This window comes from Arthrobacter sp. 05L421 (genome assembly GCF_056397785.1).
Window position 1 is genome coordinate 33,023 of record NZ_JBFTOC010000001.1, and the last position, 18,521, is coordinate 51,543.

The 18,521-nt window shown below is 62.1% G+C and carries 17 protein-coding genes, 1 other RNA gene and 1 pseudogene; 3 read left to right on the forward strand and 16 right to left on the reverse strand.

Annotation, left to right across the window (positions count from 1 at the left end):
* Positions 1-132: 132 nt before the first annotated feature.
* The 15 genes and pseudogenes from AC1DKQ_RS00170 to AC1DKQ_RS00240 all read right to left on the reverse strand — a co-directional run bounded on the left by AC1DKQ_RS00170 (position 133) and on the right by AC1DKQ_RS00240 (position 14,872).
* The gene (locus tag AC1DKQ_RS00170; protein ID WP_476882871.1) at positions 133-1,995 is read right to left on the reverse strand and encodes an alpha-amylase family glycosyl hydrolase; all 1,863 of its coding nucleotides are present in this window, start codon (positions 1,993-1,995) and stop codon (positions 133-135) included.
* Positions 1,996-2,195: 200 nt separating this feature from the next.
* Positions 2,196-2,564, reverse strand: a transfer-messenger RNA (tmRNA) gene (ssrA, locus tag AC1DKQ_RS00175).
* Positions 2,565-2,665: 101 nt separating this feature from the next.
* Entirely contained in the window at positions 2,666-3,136 is a 471-nt protein-coding gene (gene smpB, locus AC1DKQ_RS00180) for an SsrA-binding protein SmpB (RefSeq protein WP_476882870.1), read from the reverse strand.
* Positions 3,137-3,238: 102 nt separating this feature from the next.
* The gene (locus tag AC1DKQ_RS00185) at positions 3,239-4,654 is read right to left on the reverse strand and encodes a peptidoglycan DD-metalloendopeptidase family protein (protein WP_476917889.1); all 1,416 of its coding nucleotides are present in this window, start codon (positions 4,652-4,654) and stop codon (positions 3,239-3,241) included.
* 26 nt (positions 4,655-4,680) lie between these two features.
* A complete protein-coding gene (gene ftsX, locus AC1DKQ_RS00190; RefSeq protein ID WP_476917890.1) occupies positions 4,681-5,595 on the reverse strand; it encodes a permease-like cell division protein FtsX in 915 nt (304 codons plus the stop codon).
* Complete coding sequence (ftsE, locus tag AC1DKQ_RS00195) at positions 5,592-6,410, reverse strand: cell division ATP-binding protein FtsE (protein WP_476882867.1); 819 nt, start codon at positions 6,408-6,410, stop codon at positions 5,592-5,594. The genes ftsX and ftsE overlap by 4 nt, the downstream gene beginning before the upstream one ends.
* A gap of 192 nt (positions 6,411-6,602) precedes the next feature.
* Entirely contained in the window at positions 6,603-7,718 is a 1,116-nt protein-coding gene (prfB, locus tag AC1DKQ_RS00200) for a peptide chain release factor 2 (protein WP_476917891.1), read from the reverse strand.
* 73 nt (positions 7,719-7,791) lie between these two features.
* Complete coding sequence (locus AC1DKQ_RS00205; protein WP_476917892.1) at positions 7,792-8,205, reverse strand: pilus assembly protein TadG-related protein; 414 nt, start codon at positions 8,203-8,205, stop codon at positions 7,792-7,794.
* A 107-nt stretch (positions 8,206-8,312) separates the two neighbouring features.
* Entirely contained in the window at positions 8,313-8,813 is a 501-nt protein-coding gene (locus AC1DKQ_RS00210; protein ID WP_476917893.1) for a hypothetical protein, read from the reverse strand.
* A complete protein-coding gene (locus tag AC1DKQ_RS00215; protein ID WP_476882921.1) occupies positions 8,794-9,138 on the reverse strand; it encodes a TadE family protein in 345 nt (114 codons plus the stop codon). The genes AC1DKQ_RS00210 and AC1DKQ_RS00215 overlap by 20 nt, the downstream gene beginning before the upstream one ends.
* 84 nt (positions 9,139-9,222) lie before the next feature.
* The gene (locus AC1DKQ_RS00220; RefSeq protein ID WP_476917894.1) at positions 9,223-9,489 is read right to left on the reverse strand and encodes a hypothetical protein; all 267 of its coding nucleotides are present in this window, start codon (positions 9,487-9,489) and stop codon (positions 9,223-9,225) included.
* 101 nt (positions 9,490-9,590) lie between these two features.
* Positions 9,591-10,532, reverse strand: coding sequence for a type II secretion system F family protein (locus AC1DKQ_RS00225; protein ID WP_476917895.1), 942 nt, complete (start codon positions 10,530-10,532; stop codon positions 9,591-9,593).
* Positions 10,529-11,383, reverse strand: coding sequence for a type II secretion system F family protein (locus AC1DKQ_RS00230; RefSeq protein ID WP_476917896.1), 855 nt, complete (start codon positions 11,381-11,383; stop codon positions 10,529-10,531). Before AC1DKQ_RS00230 ends, AC1DKQ_RS00225 begins: the two co-directional genes overlap by 4 nt.
* Positions 11,383-11,733, reverse strand: a pseudogene (locus AC1DKQ_RS00235) (CpaF family protein); the annotation flags it as partial. The pseudogene AC1DKQ_RS00235 and the gene AC1DKQ_RS00230, both read right to left, overlap by 1 nt.
* 115 nt (positions 11,734-11,848) lie before the next feature.
* Positions 11,849-14,872 carry an Eco57I restriction-modification methylase domain-containing protein gene (locus AC1DKQ_RS00240; RefSeq protein WP_476917897.1) on the reverse strand — a complete coding sequence of 1,008 codons (3,024 nt, stop codon included), beginning with the start codon at positions 14,870-14,872 and terminating at the stop codon, positions 11,849-11,851.
* 739 nt (positions 14,873-15,611) lie between these two features.
* Between AC1DKQ_RS00240 and AC1DKQ_RS00245 the strand changes: the two genes are divergently transcribed.
* Positions 15,612-16,109: an HNH endonuclease family protein gene (locus tag AC1DKQ_RS00245; protein WP_476917898.1), complete on the forward strand. Its 498-nt coding sequence runs from the start codon at positions 15,612-15,614 to the stop codon at positions 16,107-16,109.
* A 125-nt stretch (positions 16,110-16,234) separates the two neighbouring features.
* Here the strand turns inward: AC1DKQ_RS00245 and AC1DKQ_RS00250 are convergent, their stop codons facing one another.
* The gene (locus tag AC1DKQ_RS00250; RefSeq protein ID WP_476917899.1) at positions 16,235-16,846 is read right to left on the reverse strand and encodes an HNH endonuclease; all 612 of its coding nucleotides are present in this window, start codon (positions 16,844-16,846) and stop codon (positions 16,235-16,237) included.
* Between the two features lie 376 nt (positions 16,847-17,222).
* Here AC1DKQ_RS00250 and AC1DKQ_RS00255 point away from each other — a divergent pair, with 376 nt between their 5' ends.
* Together AC1DKQ_RS00255 and AC1DKQ_RS00260 are read left to right on the forward strand one after the other, a co-directional pair.
* On the forward strand, positions 17,223-17,543 hold the full coding sequence (locus AC1DKQ_RS00255) for a helix-turn-helix domain-containing protein (protein WP_476917900.1): 321 nt from the start codon (positions 17,223-17,225) through the stop codon (positions 17,541-17,543).
* A 116-nt stretch (positions 17,544-17,659) separates the two neighbouring features.
* Positions 17,660-18,451: a hypothetical protein gene (locus AC1DKQ_RS00260; protein WP_476917901.1), complete on the forward strand. Its 792-nt coding sequence runs from the start codon at positions 17,660-17,662 to the stop codon at positions 18,449-18,451.
* Positions 18,452-18,521 lie beyond the last annotated feature (70 nt).

Sequence of the window (18,521 nt, forward strand, 5' to 3'; positions counted from 1 at the left end):
TCGGGTCAGGAAGGGAGGTGTCTGACGACACTTCCCTTCCCTGTGTCACGGGCGATTTAGGGCGCTGGTCTGCTCGCGCTGCGATTCCACGGTGCTGGGACTTAGGGCGCTGGGATTCTAGGGCGCTGGGATTTAGGGTGCCATGATGACGAAACCCGCCGGGGGGACATCGATCCTGATCGCCAAGCCGTTCCGTGGCTCAGCGGCTGCCAGGGAGCCCACCTTGGTCTGGTCCGTTGAATAGAGGCATTCGAACTTGTCCCCGGCCGAGTGCAGGCCGGCATCAATGGTTACCCATGCTGTTCTCTGGGCGGCCCAATCAGTGTTGATGGCGCAGATAACCTCTCTGTTCGACACGATCCGGCTCCAGGCCACGATTGAGGTCATCCGTCCGGCGCCGATGCGTTCCGGGTACCAGAAGGTGTCGCCGTCCTCGGAGATGGGGCGCAGGTACTGCCGGCCGCGCCGCAGCGCTAGTTCCGTCTTCCGAACGGCCAGGATTTTTCCAAGTTCCTGATAGCTGTCCCTTGACTCATCGAAGAAGTGCCTGTCGCGGCTGCGGAACGATCCGAACGGGCCGCCGAACATCGCTTCCCGGATGTACCGGTCTGCCTTGAAGTCATCGGTGGGCGCCGGATTGACCTGCGGCGGAAATTTCCCGTCGAATCGCTGCTCGCTGCCGTAGTAGATGCACGGGATGCCGAGCGTGGTGGCGTTCAGGGCAAGGATGGCGAGCTCCAGGGCCCGGCCGTCCTGGTCGGCGGCGAACCGTGCCTTGTAGCTTTTCCCTTGGCGGACCAGGTCGTGGTCGTCAAAGGTTGTGACGACGTGGTTTCGGAACCAGGTGTGGGTCGCTTTATCGACCTGGATCGAGTTGCGGAAGAGATCGAAGTAGCCGGCGGGGTCGCCCCAGCCCTTGACGGCATCGACCATCCGTCCTTGCACGTCCGCCAAGCCCAGCGCAGCATCGAGCCCGGTCTGGTCCCGGAGCCTGATGGCCTCTTCGCGGCTCCCGGTGATTTCTCCGACGAGGAAAAATGAATCCTTGCCGAGGGTCTGGGCGAACTCATGAATGGTGGAGGCGAAGTACCGCGTGGCACCCGGGTCCATGTGCTTGACCGTGTCCACGCGGAAGCCATCGATGTCTGCATCCGCGATCCAGTACTTATACGCCTCGACGAGGGTTTGGAAGGCGGCCGAGGGCTGATATTCGTCCACCGGCCCGGCCCCCTGATGGATGTCCTTCAGCCCAAAGAAGTCCCCCTCGGTTGTCTCCTGGGGATCGTCCCAGTGGACGATCTGGCCCTTGCGGGTAAAAGCGACGTCGGACTGGAGTTCACCCGGCCAGACCGCGCTGTCCGTATCCGGCGGATTAACCGGCGCGGGGAACGGCAGGCTGGGAGCGCCGCCAGGATCCCGCCAACCGGCCACAGGATAGGTGGCCCCGGTCCACACGGGAACATAGGGCTGCCCGGTGGTGGCATCGACAGTGGCGTACTGGAACACGTCCGCGGAATGGTTGAGGATGACGTCGAGGATGACGTAAAGCCCGGCGTCGTGGGCAGCGGTCACCAGCTCTTTGAAGTCCTGGGCTGTGCCGAAGTGCGGGTCAACTTCGAGGAAGTTCTGTGTGCCATAGCCGTGGTAATCATCCGCGCCGGGCCGTTGCCGCAGTATGGGGCTGATCCAGAGCGCGGTGACTCCGAGCCTTGTCAGGTAGCCGAGTTTGGACTGTATCCCCTTCAAGGTCCCGCCGAGCCACTGGGTTCCCGCATTCTCCCAGTTCTGCATATCGGTGGCGGCCTGTACGGCATTGTTCGTGTCCCCAGGCGAAAACAGCGGCGTGCTGCCCTGCACGATCTGCCCTGCGGCGTCCTTGTAGCCGTCCTCCAATTCGTTGGAGAAACGGTCTATCAGCAGGAAGTAGATGACCTGGTCTGACCAGTCGCGCGGTGACGGGTGATATTGATTCGGGTTAATTGGATCCATCGGCATGATTGCCAAGTATGGTGAATTCCTCCGCGAGGCGGAAGGGCTTTCGGGTTCTTCCGGCCTTCCGCGGCGTGCTGGCCGCGCTGAGGGTGCACCGCCCGCTTCAGGAGCCGCCCTTAACGCACAAAACTCCCCGCCAACCGAAGTCAGCGGGGAGTTCTGTGTACCCAATACGGGGGTGGAGCACCGTTGCCGGGGCCCCTATGTGGAGATGGGGGGAATTGAACCCCCGTCCGATGTCGTGTTGTCAGGGCTTCTCCGGGCGCAGTTTGCGTTGGATTTTCTCGGCCCCAGCCATGCTACAAACAGCTGGCTGATCCGGGCCCAGTCATCTAAGAGTCCCGTTTACCCCGATGACGGAGGTAAACAGCAGTGGCTATCTAAATGACGCCAGGATCCGGGGCAATAGCAACCTCGGGCTGACGGACTGTCTTACTGCTTAGGCAGCGAGAGCGAAGTCAGTGCGTTTTGATTCGGCACTTATTGGTTTGCAGACAGCGTTTACGAGATAATTCTGCATCCTCGGCCCGCTTCACCTGTCGCGACTAACATCGTCGAAACCGATCATCCCCGTATTTTTTTATCAAACCCGGGCTGGATACTTTCGTATCCTTCCCGGACTACCCATCATAACGCACCACCTCCGGGAAACATTCCCCGGGGGCCTGCTGCGTTAGCGGCGGTTGCGTTCGCGCATGACCCGCAGCGCCTCGCGCTTGTCCTGCTGTTCGCGCAGCGTGTGGCGCTTGTCGTATTCCTTCTTGCCGCGGGCGACGCCGATTTCAACTTTCGCGCGTCCGTCGACGAAGTACAGCTGCAGGGGCACGATCGTGAACCCTGATTCGCGGATCTTATGCGAGATCTTCGTGAGCTCCTCGCGGTGCAGCAGCAGCTTGCGGCGGCGGCGTGCGGCGTGGTTGGTCCAGCTCCCCTGGTGGTACTCGGGGATGTGGATGCCCTCCATCCACAGCTCATCGTTGTAGAACGTGCAGAAGCCGTCAACCATCGAGGCATGGCCCTCGCGCAGCGACTTAACTTCCGTGCCCATCAGCGCAATGCCGGCCTCGTAGGTGTCAAGGATGAGGTAGTCGTGCCGGGCCTTGCGGTTGGTGGCCACTACCTTACGGCCACTTTCTTTGGGCACGGTAGGACTCCTAGGTTTTATTGGTGTTCACTCCGGCCAGGTGGTGCGGAGTCTTTCCAGTTTACGGCAGGGCGGCTGCCGCAGCGGATGGCCCGGGCGGGGCTACAGCAGGTTCATCGGGTCCACGGCCCGGCCATTGAGCCAGGTCTCGAAGTGCGCGTGGCAGCCGGTGGAGTTTCCTGTGGTCCCGGAGTAGGCGATCAGCTGTCCCTGTTCAACGTGCTGGCCGACCGAGACCGTCACGGACGTGTTGTGATAGTAGATCGTGGTCAGCGAGTTGCCCTGCACCACGCCGTGGGAAATCTTCACCCGGTTACCGCCGCCGTCGTTCCCCCAGCCCGCTGAGAAGACGGTGCCAGCCGCTGCGGCATACACAGGTGTGCCACACGTGGCGCCGAAGTCGATGCCCGTGTGCATGTAGCCGCCCGTGCCGTAGAAGTCGATGGTGCCGGGCGGCGTCGCCCGCCAGCCGAATCCGGAAGTGATGGGGATGTTGGCGTTGAACGGGTGTCGGAGGCCGAAGGCCGACGGTGAGCCCTGGGCGGGCGGCACGTACGGCTGGACGGCCTGTCCTTGGGCACGGGCAGCCGCAGCCGCGGCCTCGGCGATGCGCCGCTGCTCGGCGAGCCACGCCTCACGCAGCTTCCGGTCTCGTTCGGCGATTTCGGCGGCGACGGCGTCCTGCTGGGCCTTGACCTGGGCGATCTTGTTCTGGATGCCGGGCTTGGCGGCCTGGAGCTGCGCGTCGAGCCTGGTGGTGTCCGCGATGAGCTTGTCCACCGCGGCCTTCTTGGCCTCGGCCTCGTCCCGGGCTGCCTTTTCCCGTGCCAGTGCGGCGTCGGCCTTGGCCTTGAGATCCGTGATTTCAGTCTCGACGGCGGCCAGCCGGGCCTGCGCGTTGGTATTGGTTGCGCTTTGCTGAGTGAGCTTGTCCATCGCGGAGTTCTGGCTCCGAAGGGCCTGGTCCGCGAGGTCGATGGTGTCCGTCAGGCTGCTGCCCTGGTTCGAGCCGAAGAACAACGACAAGTTGGACGGGACGCCGCCGGACATGTAAGCCTGCGTGGCGATCTGCCCGATCAGCTTCCGGGTGCCTGCAATCTTCTGCTTGTCTGATTCGAGTTGCTGCGTGATTTTTGCCTTGTTCTGCTGGGCCAGGTCCACGCGGGCCGCCAGGGCCTCGACTTCCTGGACCGCGCCGGCCACCCGGCCCTGGGCATCCAGAAGGGCCTGCTGGGCGCCCGGGAGTTGCCCCTGGTACAGCACCAGGTCCGCCGCGGCCTGGGAGATCTTGGCGTCAACGAACTCGAGGGAGTCCTGGACCCGGGCCGCCTCGTCGCGGAGCGCGGCCTGCTGGTCTTCAAGGCTGTCGGCGACTGCCATCGGACCCGAGGCTCCCATGCTCCCCGCCAGGACCAGCGCCAGGGTGGCGCTGATCATCCGGCTGCGGCGTCCCACCAGCCGATGCCGGAGGGATTGCCGGAGCGATTGCGGGAGGGGGCGGCGGGCCAACGTTGTCATAAGCATTCCCTTTTCGATGCGCAAAGCTAGACCCGCAAGTACCGGCGGAGGGTCAGCAGGGAGGAAGTCCCGGCCAGGACGACGCCCAGGCCAATCAGGGCAGGAGCCAGGATCAAGGTCTGCCCCGGGGAAATGAACGCGGTGTCCGGATACTGCTTGGACAGGACCTCACCGAGGAAGAAGTGGGCCACGGCCCACAGGGTGACGGAGGCCAAGGCGGCGCCGATCACCGCGGCGATGACGCCTTCGAGGATGAACGGCAGTTGGATGACCATCTTGGACGCGCCCACCAGGCGCATGATCCCTGTTTCCCGGCGGCGGCTGAACGCGGACAGCCGGATGGTGGTTGCGATCAGCAGGATGGCGCAAACGATCATGACGCCGGCGACGCTCACGGCCACCAGGGACGCCGCGTTCATCGCCGAGAACAGCCGCTCCAGCAGCTGCCGCTGGTCGATCACGGTCTCCACGCCGGCCTGGGAGGAGAAGGTCTCGCTGATGATCTCGTACTTCTCCGGGTCCTTCATGTTGATCCGGAAGGAGGCCGGAAGCTGGTCCGGGGTCACAGAGTCAACGATCGGGGAATTGGAGAACTGTTCTTTGAAGTGCTTGTACGCGTCGTCTTTGGACTCGTACTGGAAGTCGTTGACGTACTGGGCCACCGCGGGCGACTGCAGCAGCTTGCGCAGGTTGGCCTCCTGCTCCGGCGTCGCCGGGCCGGTGGCGCAGCCGGGCGCCGTCGAACCGTCACTGCAGAGGAAGATGGCCACTTGGACTTTGTCGTACCAGTAGCCCTTCATCTGGTTGATCTGCAGCTGCAGCATGCCGGCGGCACCGACGAAGGTCAGCGACACGAAGGTCACCAGGATCACGGAGATCACCATGGACAGGTTGCGGCGCAGGCCGCTGCCGATCTCGCTCAGGACAAATGCAAGCCTCACGCCTGGGCCTCCCCTGCGGTGCGGATCTCTGCGCGGGCTTCGGCGCGTGACCCGGGCCGGGGCGGGATGATTTGCGGTTCGTCGCGGCCGCTGGCGTCGCGCAGGCGGCGCGACTGGCCCACGATGGGAATCATGGAGGTGTAGAGAGCCTTGGCCTCGTCGCGGATCACGACGCCGTTCTTGAGTTCCACCACCCGTTTGCGCATCTCGTTGACGATGTCGTCGTCGTGCGTGGCCATCACCACGGTGGTGCCGTTCTGGTTGATCTTGTCCAGCACGCCCATGATGCCCATGGAGGTGGTGGGGTCCAGGTTTCCGGTGGGCTCATCGGCCAGCAGGATGCCGGGGCGGTTCACGACGGCGCGGGCGATCGCCACGCGCTGCTGCTCGCCGCCGGAGAGCTCGTGCGGGAGGCGGTTTTCCTTGCCTTCAAGGCCCACGGTTTTCAGGACCTCGGGGACGGTGTCGCGGATGACGCTGCGGCTCTTGCCGATGACCTGCATGGCGAAGGCGACGTTGGCGAAGACGGTTTTCTGCGGCAGCAGGCGGAAGTCCTGGAAGACGACGCCGATTCCGCGGCGCAGCCGCGGCACGCGCCAGCTGGAGATGTTGGCGACGTTCTGGCCGGCGACGTAGACGGCGCCGGAAGAGGCGCGGTCCTCTTTGAGGACCAGGCGCAGGAACGTGGATTTTCCCGAGCCGGAGGCACCGACGAGGAAGGCGAATTCACCACGGTCGATCTCAAGGTTGATCGAATCCAGCGCCGGCCGCGCCTTCTGGTCATAGACCTTGGTGACATTTTCGAAACGGATCATGGCCCTAAGTACCCTGCAGGGTGGGCCGCGAGGGCCCGGTTCTGCCGCCGGGGCAAGGGCTTTCGTTTGGGGGAAGTAGAGCTCCGGCCCCTCGACTATACGCACGGGTAACGGCGGAACCGCCGGAACGGCGGGGCGTGTCGCGCGATTGTCAGGGACCTCCCGGCCGGGTGGCCAGTGGCAGTTCGGCGCCTACTTCTCGGCGTTCCGGTTGTCCGTCCGCCAGCGGATGCCGGCGTCGATGAAATCGTCGATTTCGCCGTCGAACACGGCCGAGGTGTTGCCGACCTCGTACTCGGTGCGGAGGTCCTTGACCATCTGGTACGGGTTCAGGACGTAGGAGCGCATCTGGTCTCCCCACGAGGCCTTGACGTCGCCGGCGAACGCCTTTTTCTCTGCGTTCTCCTGCTCTTTCTTCAGCAGCAGGAGGCGGGACTGCAGCACGCGCAGGGCGGCGGCGCGGTTCTGCAGCTGCGATTTCTCGTTCTGCATGGACACCACGGTGCCGGTGGGAATGTGGGTCAGGCGCACCGCGGAGTCCGTGGTGTTGACGGACTGGCCGCCGGGGCCGGAGGAGCGGAAGACGTCAACGCGGATCTCGTTGTCCGGGATGTCGATGGAGTCCGTCTGCTCGATCAACGGGATCACTTCCACGGCGGCGAAGGAGGTCTGGCGCCGGCCCTGGTTGTCGAACGGGCTGATCCGGACCAGGCGGTGGGTGCCGGCCTCGACGCTGAGCGTGCCGAAGGCGTACGGCGCCTTGACCTCGAAGGTTGCGGACTTCAGCCCGGCTTCCTCGGCGTAGGAGGTATCCATGATGGTGGTCGGGTAGCCGTGGCGCTCGGCCCAGCGCAGGTACATCCGCAGCAGCATTTCGGCGAAGTCCGCCGCGTCCACCCCGCCCGCGCCGGCGCGGATGGTCACCACGGCTTCGCGCTCGTCGAATTCGCCGGAGAGCAGGGTGACCACCTCGAGCTCGGACAGTGACTTGCGGACCGATTCGAGTTCCGCGGCTGCCTCGCCCATGGAATCGGCGTCGTCCTCGTCCTGGCCGAGTTCGACGAGGACCTCGAGGTCGTCGATCCGGGACGCCAGCTTGTTGAGGCGCTCGAGCTCGGTCTGCTTGTGCGAGAGCTTCGAGGTGATGATCTGTGCCGCGGCGGGGTCGTCCCACAGATTGGGTTCACCGGCCCGCTCGCTGAGCTCGGCGATGTCTTCCTTGAGCGCCTCGACGTTCGAGACGTTCTCGATGGACGCATAGGTGGCCCGCAGTGCGCGGATTTCAGCGGGAAAATCAATGTTTGCCATGGTTTTTTAAGCCTACGCTATGTGTCCTAGCCCCCTGACCCGCCCGCTTGCCCCGCAGGGGCGGACGGGCAGTTCAGCGGCTGAGCCGGGACCGCGCCGTCGACGTCGCCTCGATCCGGATGCCGTCCGGGACCAGGAAGTTCACCAATGGCGGGTGGACGGCGGCGCTCAGGACCACGACGGCGGTGGCACCGTCCGGGCTGCCCGTGGACGGCGCCACGGCCAGGCCGCTGAAGCGGGCGAACCCGCCGTTGCGGCCCAGATAGTCGACGGCGGCGCTGCGCACCCGTGCCCCGCTGAGGACGGCCGTCGGTGTGCCGCCGGCGTTGCCAAGCTGGCCGAGGGTGAAGCTGTCCGCGGCGGCCACGGAGGCGCCGTCCGCGAGCGAGAGCAGTTTCTTGTGCTCGAGGTAGACGCTGGAGGCGGCCATCACGACGGTCGCGACCAGCAGGGCAATCAGAATGAAGCCGATGCTCAGCACCAGCACTTGGCCCTCTTGCCGGCGGTCTCGGGGCTGGTGTCGGGGCGCGGGCTTCGGGTGGCGGGTGCTTGGGCGCCGGGGTCCTGGGTGGCTGGATGCGCCGGCAAGGATTGTCACCGGAACCTGCCCACCAGCTGGGTTGCCGACGCGCTGAGCTGGCTCGCGTTCAGATGAAGCGCATCGCTGAAGGGCACAAACGGCAAGGGCACGGTGAGGTGGACGGTGACCGTCACCGCGGAGCCGGGAGCCAGGCAGTCCGCCGGCTCGCAGCGGGTGTCGAAACTGGCGTTTTCCGCCGGCTGGCCGTAGTCGGCGAGCGCCAGCAATACCGCTTGCTCAGCCGCGGCCCGGCCGCTTGCCGCGTCCGGTTGGGCTACGTAGACCTTGGCGGCCTGGTCAGCGGCGCCGACCACCGCGAACGAGCCGCCCTGGATCTGGCCCACGGTGATGATGAAATAGACCAGCGGCACCATCAGCAGCGCGGACAGGAAGACGAACTCGACCACGGCACTCCCCTGTTCCGGCGAACTTCCGGCGCCGTCGGCAACGGCGAGAGCAGGGTCGGGCCCGAAGCGTGCCCCTGACCGTGACCGTTCAGCGCTGGATGGCAGCATGGCCCTTGACTTCCAAGAGCGCCCGGGGACCGATGAAGCCGATGACCGGCAAGGGTGCCCGGACTGTCACCTCCAGCGTGCGGATGCCCTGGTACGTCGATTCACTGGTGGCCACGTCCCGCGCGAACTCGGAGTTAAGCGCCGCCGTGATCAGCTGGACCGTCCGGGCCCTGGCATCCCCGCCGTTGCGGTCGGCCAACGTGCCGTATCGGGCGCCCGAGGCAGCGGCGTCGATCAGGGTGTTCCGGATGTGAAGGACCAGGGTGAGCTGGACGATCGCGAGGAAGAGCAAGGTGAGCAACGCGCCGATCAACACGAAGTCCACGACGGCGGCGCCGCGCTCCGCGACGTGGCCGTCCTGCGGGTTCTTGCCGTTGCGCCCGTTTCCCTCGCCCTGGGCTGCCACCGGCTACTGTCCGACCTTATCCATGGCCTGGTTGAAGAGTCCCTCAAGTGCAGGCCCGGCGATGGCCAGCAGGGCGGCCACGAGAACTGCCGACATGAGGGTGATCATCACCCAGCCGGGGACGTCCCCTCGCTGGGGATGGTGGGCTCCCACTTCAGGGTGGTCCCCCAACCGCGGTCGCGGCGCAGCAGACCACGGCGCAGCAGACCCCCAAGTCAACATGCTGAGCGCGCAGGCCACCAACGCCACCCGAGTTCCGAAGTTCTTCACGTGTCCTCTTTCCTGATTTTCCTGGTTTTTTGGTTCATGGTTTCTGTTTCCGGGTCCGGATTGTTCGGCTCTGATAGTTCGCAACGCTGCACTGGCGGTTCTTAGAGCCCGAGACTGATTGCTGCCAGGCCGGGGAAGACCGCGAAGATGACCGTAAGCGGGAGGACCCCGAAGACGAGCGGCACCATCATGCCGATTTCCTTCTTGCCCGCGGACTCCATGAGCTCCCTCTTGGCCGTGTCCCTCACATCCTGAGCCTGCGCCCGGAGGACGTCGGCAAGCGGCGTTCCGCGCTCGACAGCCACGATCATTCCGTCAACGAAACGGACCAGCGGCCCCTGATCGGTCCTCGCCGAGAACTCGTGGAGGGCTTCCACGAGGGGTTTGCCGGACCTGGTCTCGGCGAGAACACGGGCAAATTCCTGTGACAGCTCACCCTGGGCGCTGCGGCAGACCCTGTCCAGGGCACCGGTGGCGCTCTCTCCGGCGCTGACCGCCAGGGCCATGAGTTCGGCGATGCTGGGAAACTCTGCCATCATCCGCACCTCCCGTTTCTTGATGTGCACGCCCAACAGGTAGTCCCGGAGCAAGAAACCGCCGACGGCGCTTCCCACGACGGCCACGACTGCGACGAACGGGTTGAGGCGGCCGATCGAGCCGGCGAGCGCCACAACGCCCACGGCGAGGACGAAGCCGCCGGCCGCCCAGAGGAGCTGCTCAGCCCGGAAGTCCACCGCTGTCTTGGCGCTGCCGGCACGCGCCAGCCTGCGATTCAACGCCGTGGTGCCCAGGTTGATCCGGCCCAGGGACCTGACACCGTCCTGGATCGCGGGGCGGAGGATTCGTTCCAGCGGCCCAAACGGCGTGAGATTCCTCGGGGCCGCGCGCAGGAGCCGGGATTCCAGGTTGTGTGTCCTCAGCTGCGGGCCGATACGCTCGACGAACGTCGTCGGGCGCATGAAGGGAAGCCGGACGAGGAACAGCCAGAGACCCGCCCCGAGCACGGCCCCGCACAGCGTGGCGCCCGCCATCAGCCCTGTCATCGGAGGACCCGCTGCTCTTCCGGCAGAGCACCGATTCGCAGCATGACGGCGTAGGACACCAGGGAGATGGCGAGGCCGCCCAGGAGAACCGCGGCGCCAACCGGGGTGTTGTACGCCATCACAGCCTCAGGACGGCTGGCCAGCAACACCAGGACAATCCAGGGCGCAGCGACGGCCAAGCGGGCGGCGTTGACGGTCCAGGATTGCCTGGCCTCCAGTTCGCTCCGGGTCCGGGCACTCTCCCGCAGGAACTCCGCGAGGGTGCCCAACAGCCGCCCGAGGTCCGAGCCGCCCACCTCGCGGGTGAGCCGGAGGGCCTCGACAATCCGATCCGCTACGGGATCCGCCAACCGGTCTTTGAGCCGGGTGAGCGAGGGATCGAATTGGCCTCCCGACCGATAGTCAGAGCCGAAGTCCACAAAAACGTGGCGAAGCTCCACCGGGCCCTTGTCGCCAAGCTGGATGAGAGCCTCCGGCAGTGACAGGCCGGCCCTGATGGCTGAGCGCAGATGATCAACGACGTCGGGCCAGAGCTGGCGGAGGACGGCCGTGCGCTTTCTGGCACGCCACCGGACCATCGCCATCGGCAGCCAGCCGCCAAACAGGCCAAAACATCCCACGATCGGCCACGAGCCGGTCACTGCGAAGAATGCCAGGGTTGTGAATGTCCCGACTCCGAGGCACGAGGCCAGCAGCCCCGCTGCGCTGACCTTTTCGATGCCCGCCGACCGCAGGAGATCCTCAAGCCGACTGGTCCGGGACTTGCGCCGCACGCCCGGTGGCTTCTCCCACGCGGACCACCAGATCAGCAGGAGGCCGACTCCACCCAGCATCCCCAGGAGCGGCGCCATCAGCGCTGCTCCAGCAGCGCCGCGACGTCATACCCGGAGCGGGCAAACTTTTCCGCGGCGGGCATGGAGTTGGCCTTGGGCAGAAGCTGCCCGTCCGACATCGTGAACACCATGGAGGATTCGATGATCCCGTTTTCCACCCGGCGGCCCAGTGACAGGATCTCGGTGACCTGCCGGCGCCCGTTAGCGTGCCTGCTGCAATGGACCACCAGATCGATGCAGGAGGCGACGGTGGGAACGACGAACGCACTGGAGATGTTGTCGCCGGCGAGCAATGGCAGCGTGCAGATCTTTGTCACTGCATCGTGTGCGGAGTTGGCATGCACAGTGCACATTCCGGGAAGCCCGGAAATCGTTCAGACGCAGCGCATGCGGCCTAGCCCCGTGCACTCTCCGAAGCTCTCGGTCGCTCGGCTCCACGCCTCGGGCGCAAGTAAGGGTCAGAGCCGAGACGGCGCGGTGTTTCTACGGCAGGGTGTAGACCTTTGTCACAAGTTCTTCGATTGCGAGCCGGGCCTTCTGCGTTTTTACGCGAAGGGCTTCGAATTGCAGCCGGTGTTCTTGGAACATGTCACTGATCTCCTTGACGGTCTTCACGGTCAGACTGCGAGGAAGCCGACCCTTGACCAGATCAAAATCGACGGCCAAGATTTGGCGGGACATGTCTCGCGATGGCTTCAACCCGTAAGACTCGACCAGGAACCGCAAGAGATCCCTGTTGAGCTTTATTTCACGAGGCAGAAGTGCTACTAGCTGCACTGCGTGCTCCGCGATCGCGGACATAGTCTTGTTTTCGGGGTCGTATGGAACATAGGGAAGTGATCCCACGCGGTCGGCCGTGAACGTAAGGTAACCTCCGGCCATCGCGTTGCTCGCGTGCAACTGCGTGTAGAGGTCAGACATCACTGTGCTGTTCAGAATTGCGGTTAGATACAGCAATTCAGTCAATGATTTAGTGCTAATTACTACACTCGGAATTGTCGGTAGAAACTCGACTAGCAGGTCGGCAAAAACCTCAAAGCGGACTCCCATGCCCCCAACAACAATGCGGGGAAGATGGGTCCAAGCCTTCTGATTGACCGCATCACGGCGAATTACCGGGTAGTCATAATCGCCCTTTAGATACTTCGTCTTATTTTGTCCCCACATTTCGACGTAAGGATCTATGCTGCCGGTAGTTAGAATCTTGAACTCATCCTCACTTGGCGAAGGGTTCTCGGATAGGTGCGGCTTCATCTTATATGCCTCATCGACAGCTGCCGAATTGTAGACATTGACGTGGTCCGCTATGGTACCGAACTTGGACGCCTGGGAGAGCATGATGCTCTCCGTTGATATGAGCGGAGTCCAGTTGTCGGCGGACACGGAGGAATACGGCACCTCGGCGGTGACGAGTGGATCCAGACTCTTTGTAATGGCAATTGTTGCAGGCGCGGACGCAGAATCGACTAAGAGAATGATCGGATATACCGCCACCTTTTCAAAAACGCCGTCTTGCGATACGTCAACGATTCCTCGGAGGGCGTAGTTCTTGTCAATAAAGTGCCGCAGGGGCTTGGCGTAATCTTGACCCAACACCTTGTTGGGAACGATGTATCCAAAACTCCCTCCGAGCTTGAGGAGTTTCAGCCCTCTTTCAATAAAGGGAACGAAGAGATCCCAGTTACCTTTTGCCGTTTCAAATGTAGCTGAAATATGGGCACGCTCTTCTGGGTTGGCGACAACCATGACATGCGACTGCACGTAGGGCGGGTTGCCAACCACTACGTCGAAGCCACCTGCTTCGAGAATGCGCGAAAACGACGTCTCCCAAACGAAGGCCTTATCTCCGGCTATGGCAGGATCCGAGATGAGGCTATTACCGCACAGGATATTGTCGTCCAACGACGTAAGCTTTTCATTTTTTGTAGCCGACTTCAGCCACAGGCTGAGCTTTGTGATCTCGACCGACTCTTCATTCAGATCAACGCCGTAAATATTGTTACGGAGGATCTGCTTAACGTATGCCTCCGTGCTGAACAGGTCACCCGTAATCTTCCCAATACGCTTGTACTCCGACATCAAGAAGTCGAAGACGTGCACGAGGAACGCGCCGGAGCCGCACGCAGGGTCGACAACACGAATGCCTCCCAGTGCGGTTTGGTAATTAAGGTAGGCCTCGCGTTCTCGCTTTGCATAGTTGGACTGATTCAGATCGTCGTGAAGGTTAGCGCGCTCACGACAGTCCGCTTCCAGCTGACGGACTTGTTCCCCTACCGTCTGGTCGATGATGTACCGAACGATGTAATCGGGCGTGTAGAAGATACCGTCCCGCTTCCGGCGGGACACGGCCAGGCCCTCGATGCCTTGGGCCGCCTCAACGGATTCTCGTATGTCTTCGAGATCGGTAATTGATTGCTCGAACAAGTGTCCCAAGATGGTGACACCCAGGTCCTCTTGAAAGTTGTACCGATCAAAGTTCAGAAGAGTCGCGAGTACTGCGTCATCGATGTCGAAATTGTCAAGAATTTCGTCTTCGTGGAAGAGTCCACCGTTGTAGCCAACAGGAATATTGAGCTTAGGATTGCCCTGGTCAACTGCCTTAAAGAACAGTTTCATGGCATCCCATAGCGACATCAGCCCGACTTCGCTGACTGCTTTTACGCGGTCCCTAAGAGTATCCTCGGGCAGGAGTCCGCAGTCTTCTGCGAAACACGAAAAAATAACACGGTCTACGAGCTTCTGCGCCTTGCTTATCCCCACATTGATGTCAGCTCGCACGATGGGGTTACGACGGTACAGGTCGCGAAGAAGTTCCAGTCGAGCCAACCGGTACACTTCGTAGAACTCGTTACCGATCCTCTCCTGATCTATGCGAACGGCCTTCAAAAGCTCTTCAGTGTTGGCCCGAATCGTGGCTGCAGTCATGTTCTCCGCGCAGAGCAGCGTGTACCAGACCTTGAAGTTCGCGTAGTCGTCCTTGGGATCAACAAGATCGTTCAGGGTCCAAACTTCATAGTCGAGTTGATTGTCGTTGTAGAGACGCATCTCCCAGAAGTTGGACACAATCACGAAGGGGCATCGGTCAAACTGCGGCTTGTACTTAAATGCCTGCTGCACAGGGCTCATCTGCCCCTTATAGCCCTTCTGTGGCTTGTCGAGGTCTGCCGATCCACCCTTCAGTTCAATAACGGCGAAGGTGTTGCTCATGCCGATGGCCGTGTCGCGGTAGCACAACACGCCATCTGGCGTTTCACCGCCAGCCACAATGGTCTTGGGCTTGGCCTCGAAGGTGTAGATGCTGGCCGGCTTTTCTGTATAGCCCAGGATCTTCCCAAAAATCTGAGAGTTGAAGGCCTGCTCGCGCGACTCTTCCTTGTCCTTCTTGAGGCTTCCGGTCATGTGGTCTTGGCGCCAAGATTCGAGAATGGCTATGTCTGCAGCAAGTGTAGGAAACGAAAGCTTCTTCGCCTCCTGAAGCACCCGTAGTTTGCTGAAGAGATGAGCCATTGGTGTTTCCCCTGTTCGATGCGCGATTGTGCCAACGCTATTCAATCACCAGACCTGTCACATCAGTCGGTCGATCCGCTACTGCCGGTCCGCCGTGTCCGACTCACGTCGGACCGGCAGCTATCGCTGTGCTCTTACGATCCGGGCGACAGCCACGCCAGCGGTCCCTAAGGCTCCTCGCTTGCGGGGGCTTTCCAAGGAGCCGGCGTGCAGGATCTGTTGGTTGATGTACTGGTTGAAGTACTAGGCGACGTAGTGGGTCACGCATTCGCGGGCCCAGCGGCAACCGTAAGGGCCGCTCCGCTGGGGCTACGCGGCTACAGCACCCAGCAACCGCCAAGGACCTTCCATGCCCTAACCCCTGATTGCTGTAGATGGGCCTACGGACTGGCAGATCCCCGATTTCCTCGGGCTCCCCACAGGACGGTATGATCGTCCGTCGGAGTTATATAGGACAGAGTGGGAGCACGCATTGGCAAGGCCCAAAGCGCAGTACCAGCGCCGTTGCACAACCTGCGTCAGCACGCTTCCCCGGCACATCGCTCCCCCGGCACATTATGCCAACGGGCTCTGCGAGAAGCATTATCGGCAACAGCTTCGCCAGAAGCCACAGTGCAAGGCCGACGGGTGCAGCACCCGCCTCGACCGAGGCCAGTCCCGCCAGGGCTACTGCCGACGGCATGATCACCTTCTGCTGAAAGTACCCCTGAGGTCTACGGAGGCAGTGGAACGAACATTGATGAAGTTCGCGTCAGATGCTAATGGGCATCCCGACTGGGGTTGCTGGCTCTGGGCAGGAAGGTCGACCAAGTCTCCGACTGCTCCGTCGGTGGACCATGGATATGGGCTTATCAGCGTCGGCAACCATGACTGGCTGGCTCACAGATTTTCCTTCGGTTTCTTCATCGGCGGGCACGCTCCCAAACTGACCCTAGACCACGTTTGCGGGGTCACGCTGTGCGTCCGCCCTGACCACCTAATGCCCCTGACGCAGCGGCGCAACAGCGAGCTGGAACACCATCGAAAGAACCGGGAATGGGATCTGGTTGTCAGAGACCTCCTCACCATCCCACAGATGCCCTTGAGCGCAGTCGAGTGGGCGCTCGCAAATCAACTCCCCGTCGGGCGGGCACAGCCCGGCGAAGGCTCATTTGGTTTCGGCATGGACGGCGAGCCATTCGAGTACGACTCCGGCCCGGAAGCGTATCCGCCCGTGAAAGCCCTGTTCCGGGGCTAACGTAGCTGCTCCTTGGCCGTTGTGACCCATAGTCCTGACTACCACCGGACTAACGCCGCGGTCCTGATGGGCTCCTCTCGGCCAGGAGGAGTTCAACGTTAACAGTCGTCGGGAGGGGCTGACTTTCACGCCGCAAGAATGTAGCTCCTGCGTGGTTTAACGTCCTTTCGCGCCTCGCGGGCGCGCCATTCTTCGACCGTACTATCATGTTTCGACCCGTTGCACGGGCCGCAGGCCGGGGTCACGTTGCTTAGGCAATGGGGACCGCCCTTCGAGAGCGGAATGACATGATCCATCTGCATGTCATAGGTCCGAGTTGGGCAATATGTGCAGTGAAAGTCTCCCTCGACGAGCACGGCGAACCACTCTGCGGCGGTAAATTGTTCGTAGCCGGGGTTATTGAACTTCCTTGCCCGGCGGTCCCCTTCGCGTTTGCTCTTGTCGATCTTGGCACGCACGGGCTCAGACATCTGCAGATCAATCATCCAGGCCTTTACCTGGTGCTCGGGTGTGCAGGCCTTTTGATTGCCCCGGCCTCGGGATATGTCAATCCCGCAGCCCTCAAGTCGGCAGTAGCGGGGACCTGTGGACTTGGCGCGCTTGTCGGCGCGGAGGTTGCCGAGATAGTGCTTGTTGCACATGCCGGCCCGGAACTGGCCCGAGGGATCATCATCGTAGGTGACGTCGCAGTCCTCGAAGCTGCAGATCGGAGGTTCAACGGTTCCGTAGTCATTCATCCACCCGCGGTGCTTGCGGCACATCCCATCAAAGAGGCGCTTTGCGTCGCCGCAACCGGGCACCCCGCACATCCTTTGTACGCGACGAGATACCCGGGGCTCAGAGTGCCTGATCTCGGCGGAGTTTCCGGTGGACGGGCTGCTGCTCCGAACGGGGCCAACGCCACCGAATCTCCCCGGAGGATCGGTGTCGTCCGCGAAGATTGTGGATAACCCGTAGGAGGGAAGATCCCACGAATCCACCACCTCGGTCACGTTCACCGCCCTGGCAGCTGAGGCTTGCTTGCCCATCATTCGTACTCTCCAACTCACTTGGGGTCCTGCATGTATCACTAGTAGAGCAGACAAGTAAGACATTATTGGTTGGCATTGAACCATGCCCACTCGCCCCGACCAGTCCTCCGAAGAGCAGACGCTCCGCTGGGCTGCTCGCCGGGAAAGCGTGGGCGCTCGGATTAGGGAAATCCGTCTAGCCCAGGACTTATCGCAAGAAGCATTGGCACTGGAATCTGGACTCAGCCGAAACATGATCATCGGGATTGAGTGGGGCCGCAAGAGCGTCGCCTACGAGCGACTATGGGACATCGCTGCCGTTCTGGATGTCCCGGTGACCGAGTTCCTCCAGGACCCAAAGGGTCCAGCAGCAAGCAGGCCGTTTCGAGGCGGCCGTCGGCCAATGAGCGGCGCAAGCAGCTGAAGCCCGTCGGCTCAGCAGGAAAAAGTTTCAAACCCGTGCGCGACGAAAACTGCTAACCACTACCGGAGACGGCGAATGCTGCGAAAGGGGGTACCCCCCATGGGTAGCATGAGGGCATGGATCTGACTATGGATGCGGTGCTTTCCACCGAGGCCGCACTACGCGACCTCGTTCGCTTGGTTCTTGGCGCGAGTTGGAAAGAGCATCTCTCACCCACCAACCAGAACAAGGCTCAGAAGACCCAGGACCGTGAACGGATAAACCACCCTGGTGCAGTTCCCGGCGTGGACCTGCTCGACTACTCAAACTTCGAGGACCTAAAAGAGATCATCGAAGGAGCGGAGGAGCAGTTCAAGGAAGTCTTCGATGACAACACCGCGTTCTACCTGGACATAATTCGGCGCTCGCGGAACACGTTGGCGCACGGTCGTTCGCTCGTCCCCGCAGAACGTAGCCTGCTGGAGGGTGCATCTGGTCTCATTCGCAATCAAATCGCTCTCTACCGCACGCAGAGACAGGACTCCTCCGCCTTCTATCCGGTCATTGAATCGGTAACCGATCACTTCGGAAATAGGGTGTCTGAGGAGCTTTACAATCCTCCAACTCTTGCGCGAATGAACGTGGGGGAAGTCCTGTCCTTGGAGTGCCGGGCCAACGATCCTCGGAACCGAACCCTCACGTGGTCTATCCAAATCGGGTCAGGTTACGAGTTCCCGTACCACGACTTCGCCAAAGGAGGCGTAGTAAGACTCCGTTTGCCTCTTCGGAAAAACCACGTTGAAGAGTATTTGAAGCTGACCATCAGAATCCGAAATTCCAGCGAATACCATCGCTACAGCTTCAACTATGATCCGAATCCGTATGACGATCAGATCGTAATGCAATATGCCGTCAGCCCTCCCCTCTGACCTGGTAGATCCCACTAACCCCCGTGCCTCGCAACCCAAGAGATTTAAGACACCTGGGTTGAGAGACACA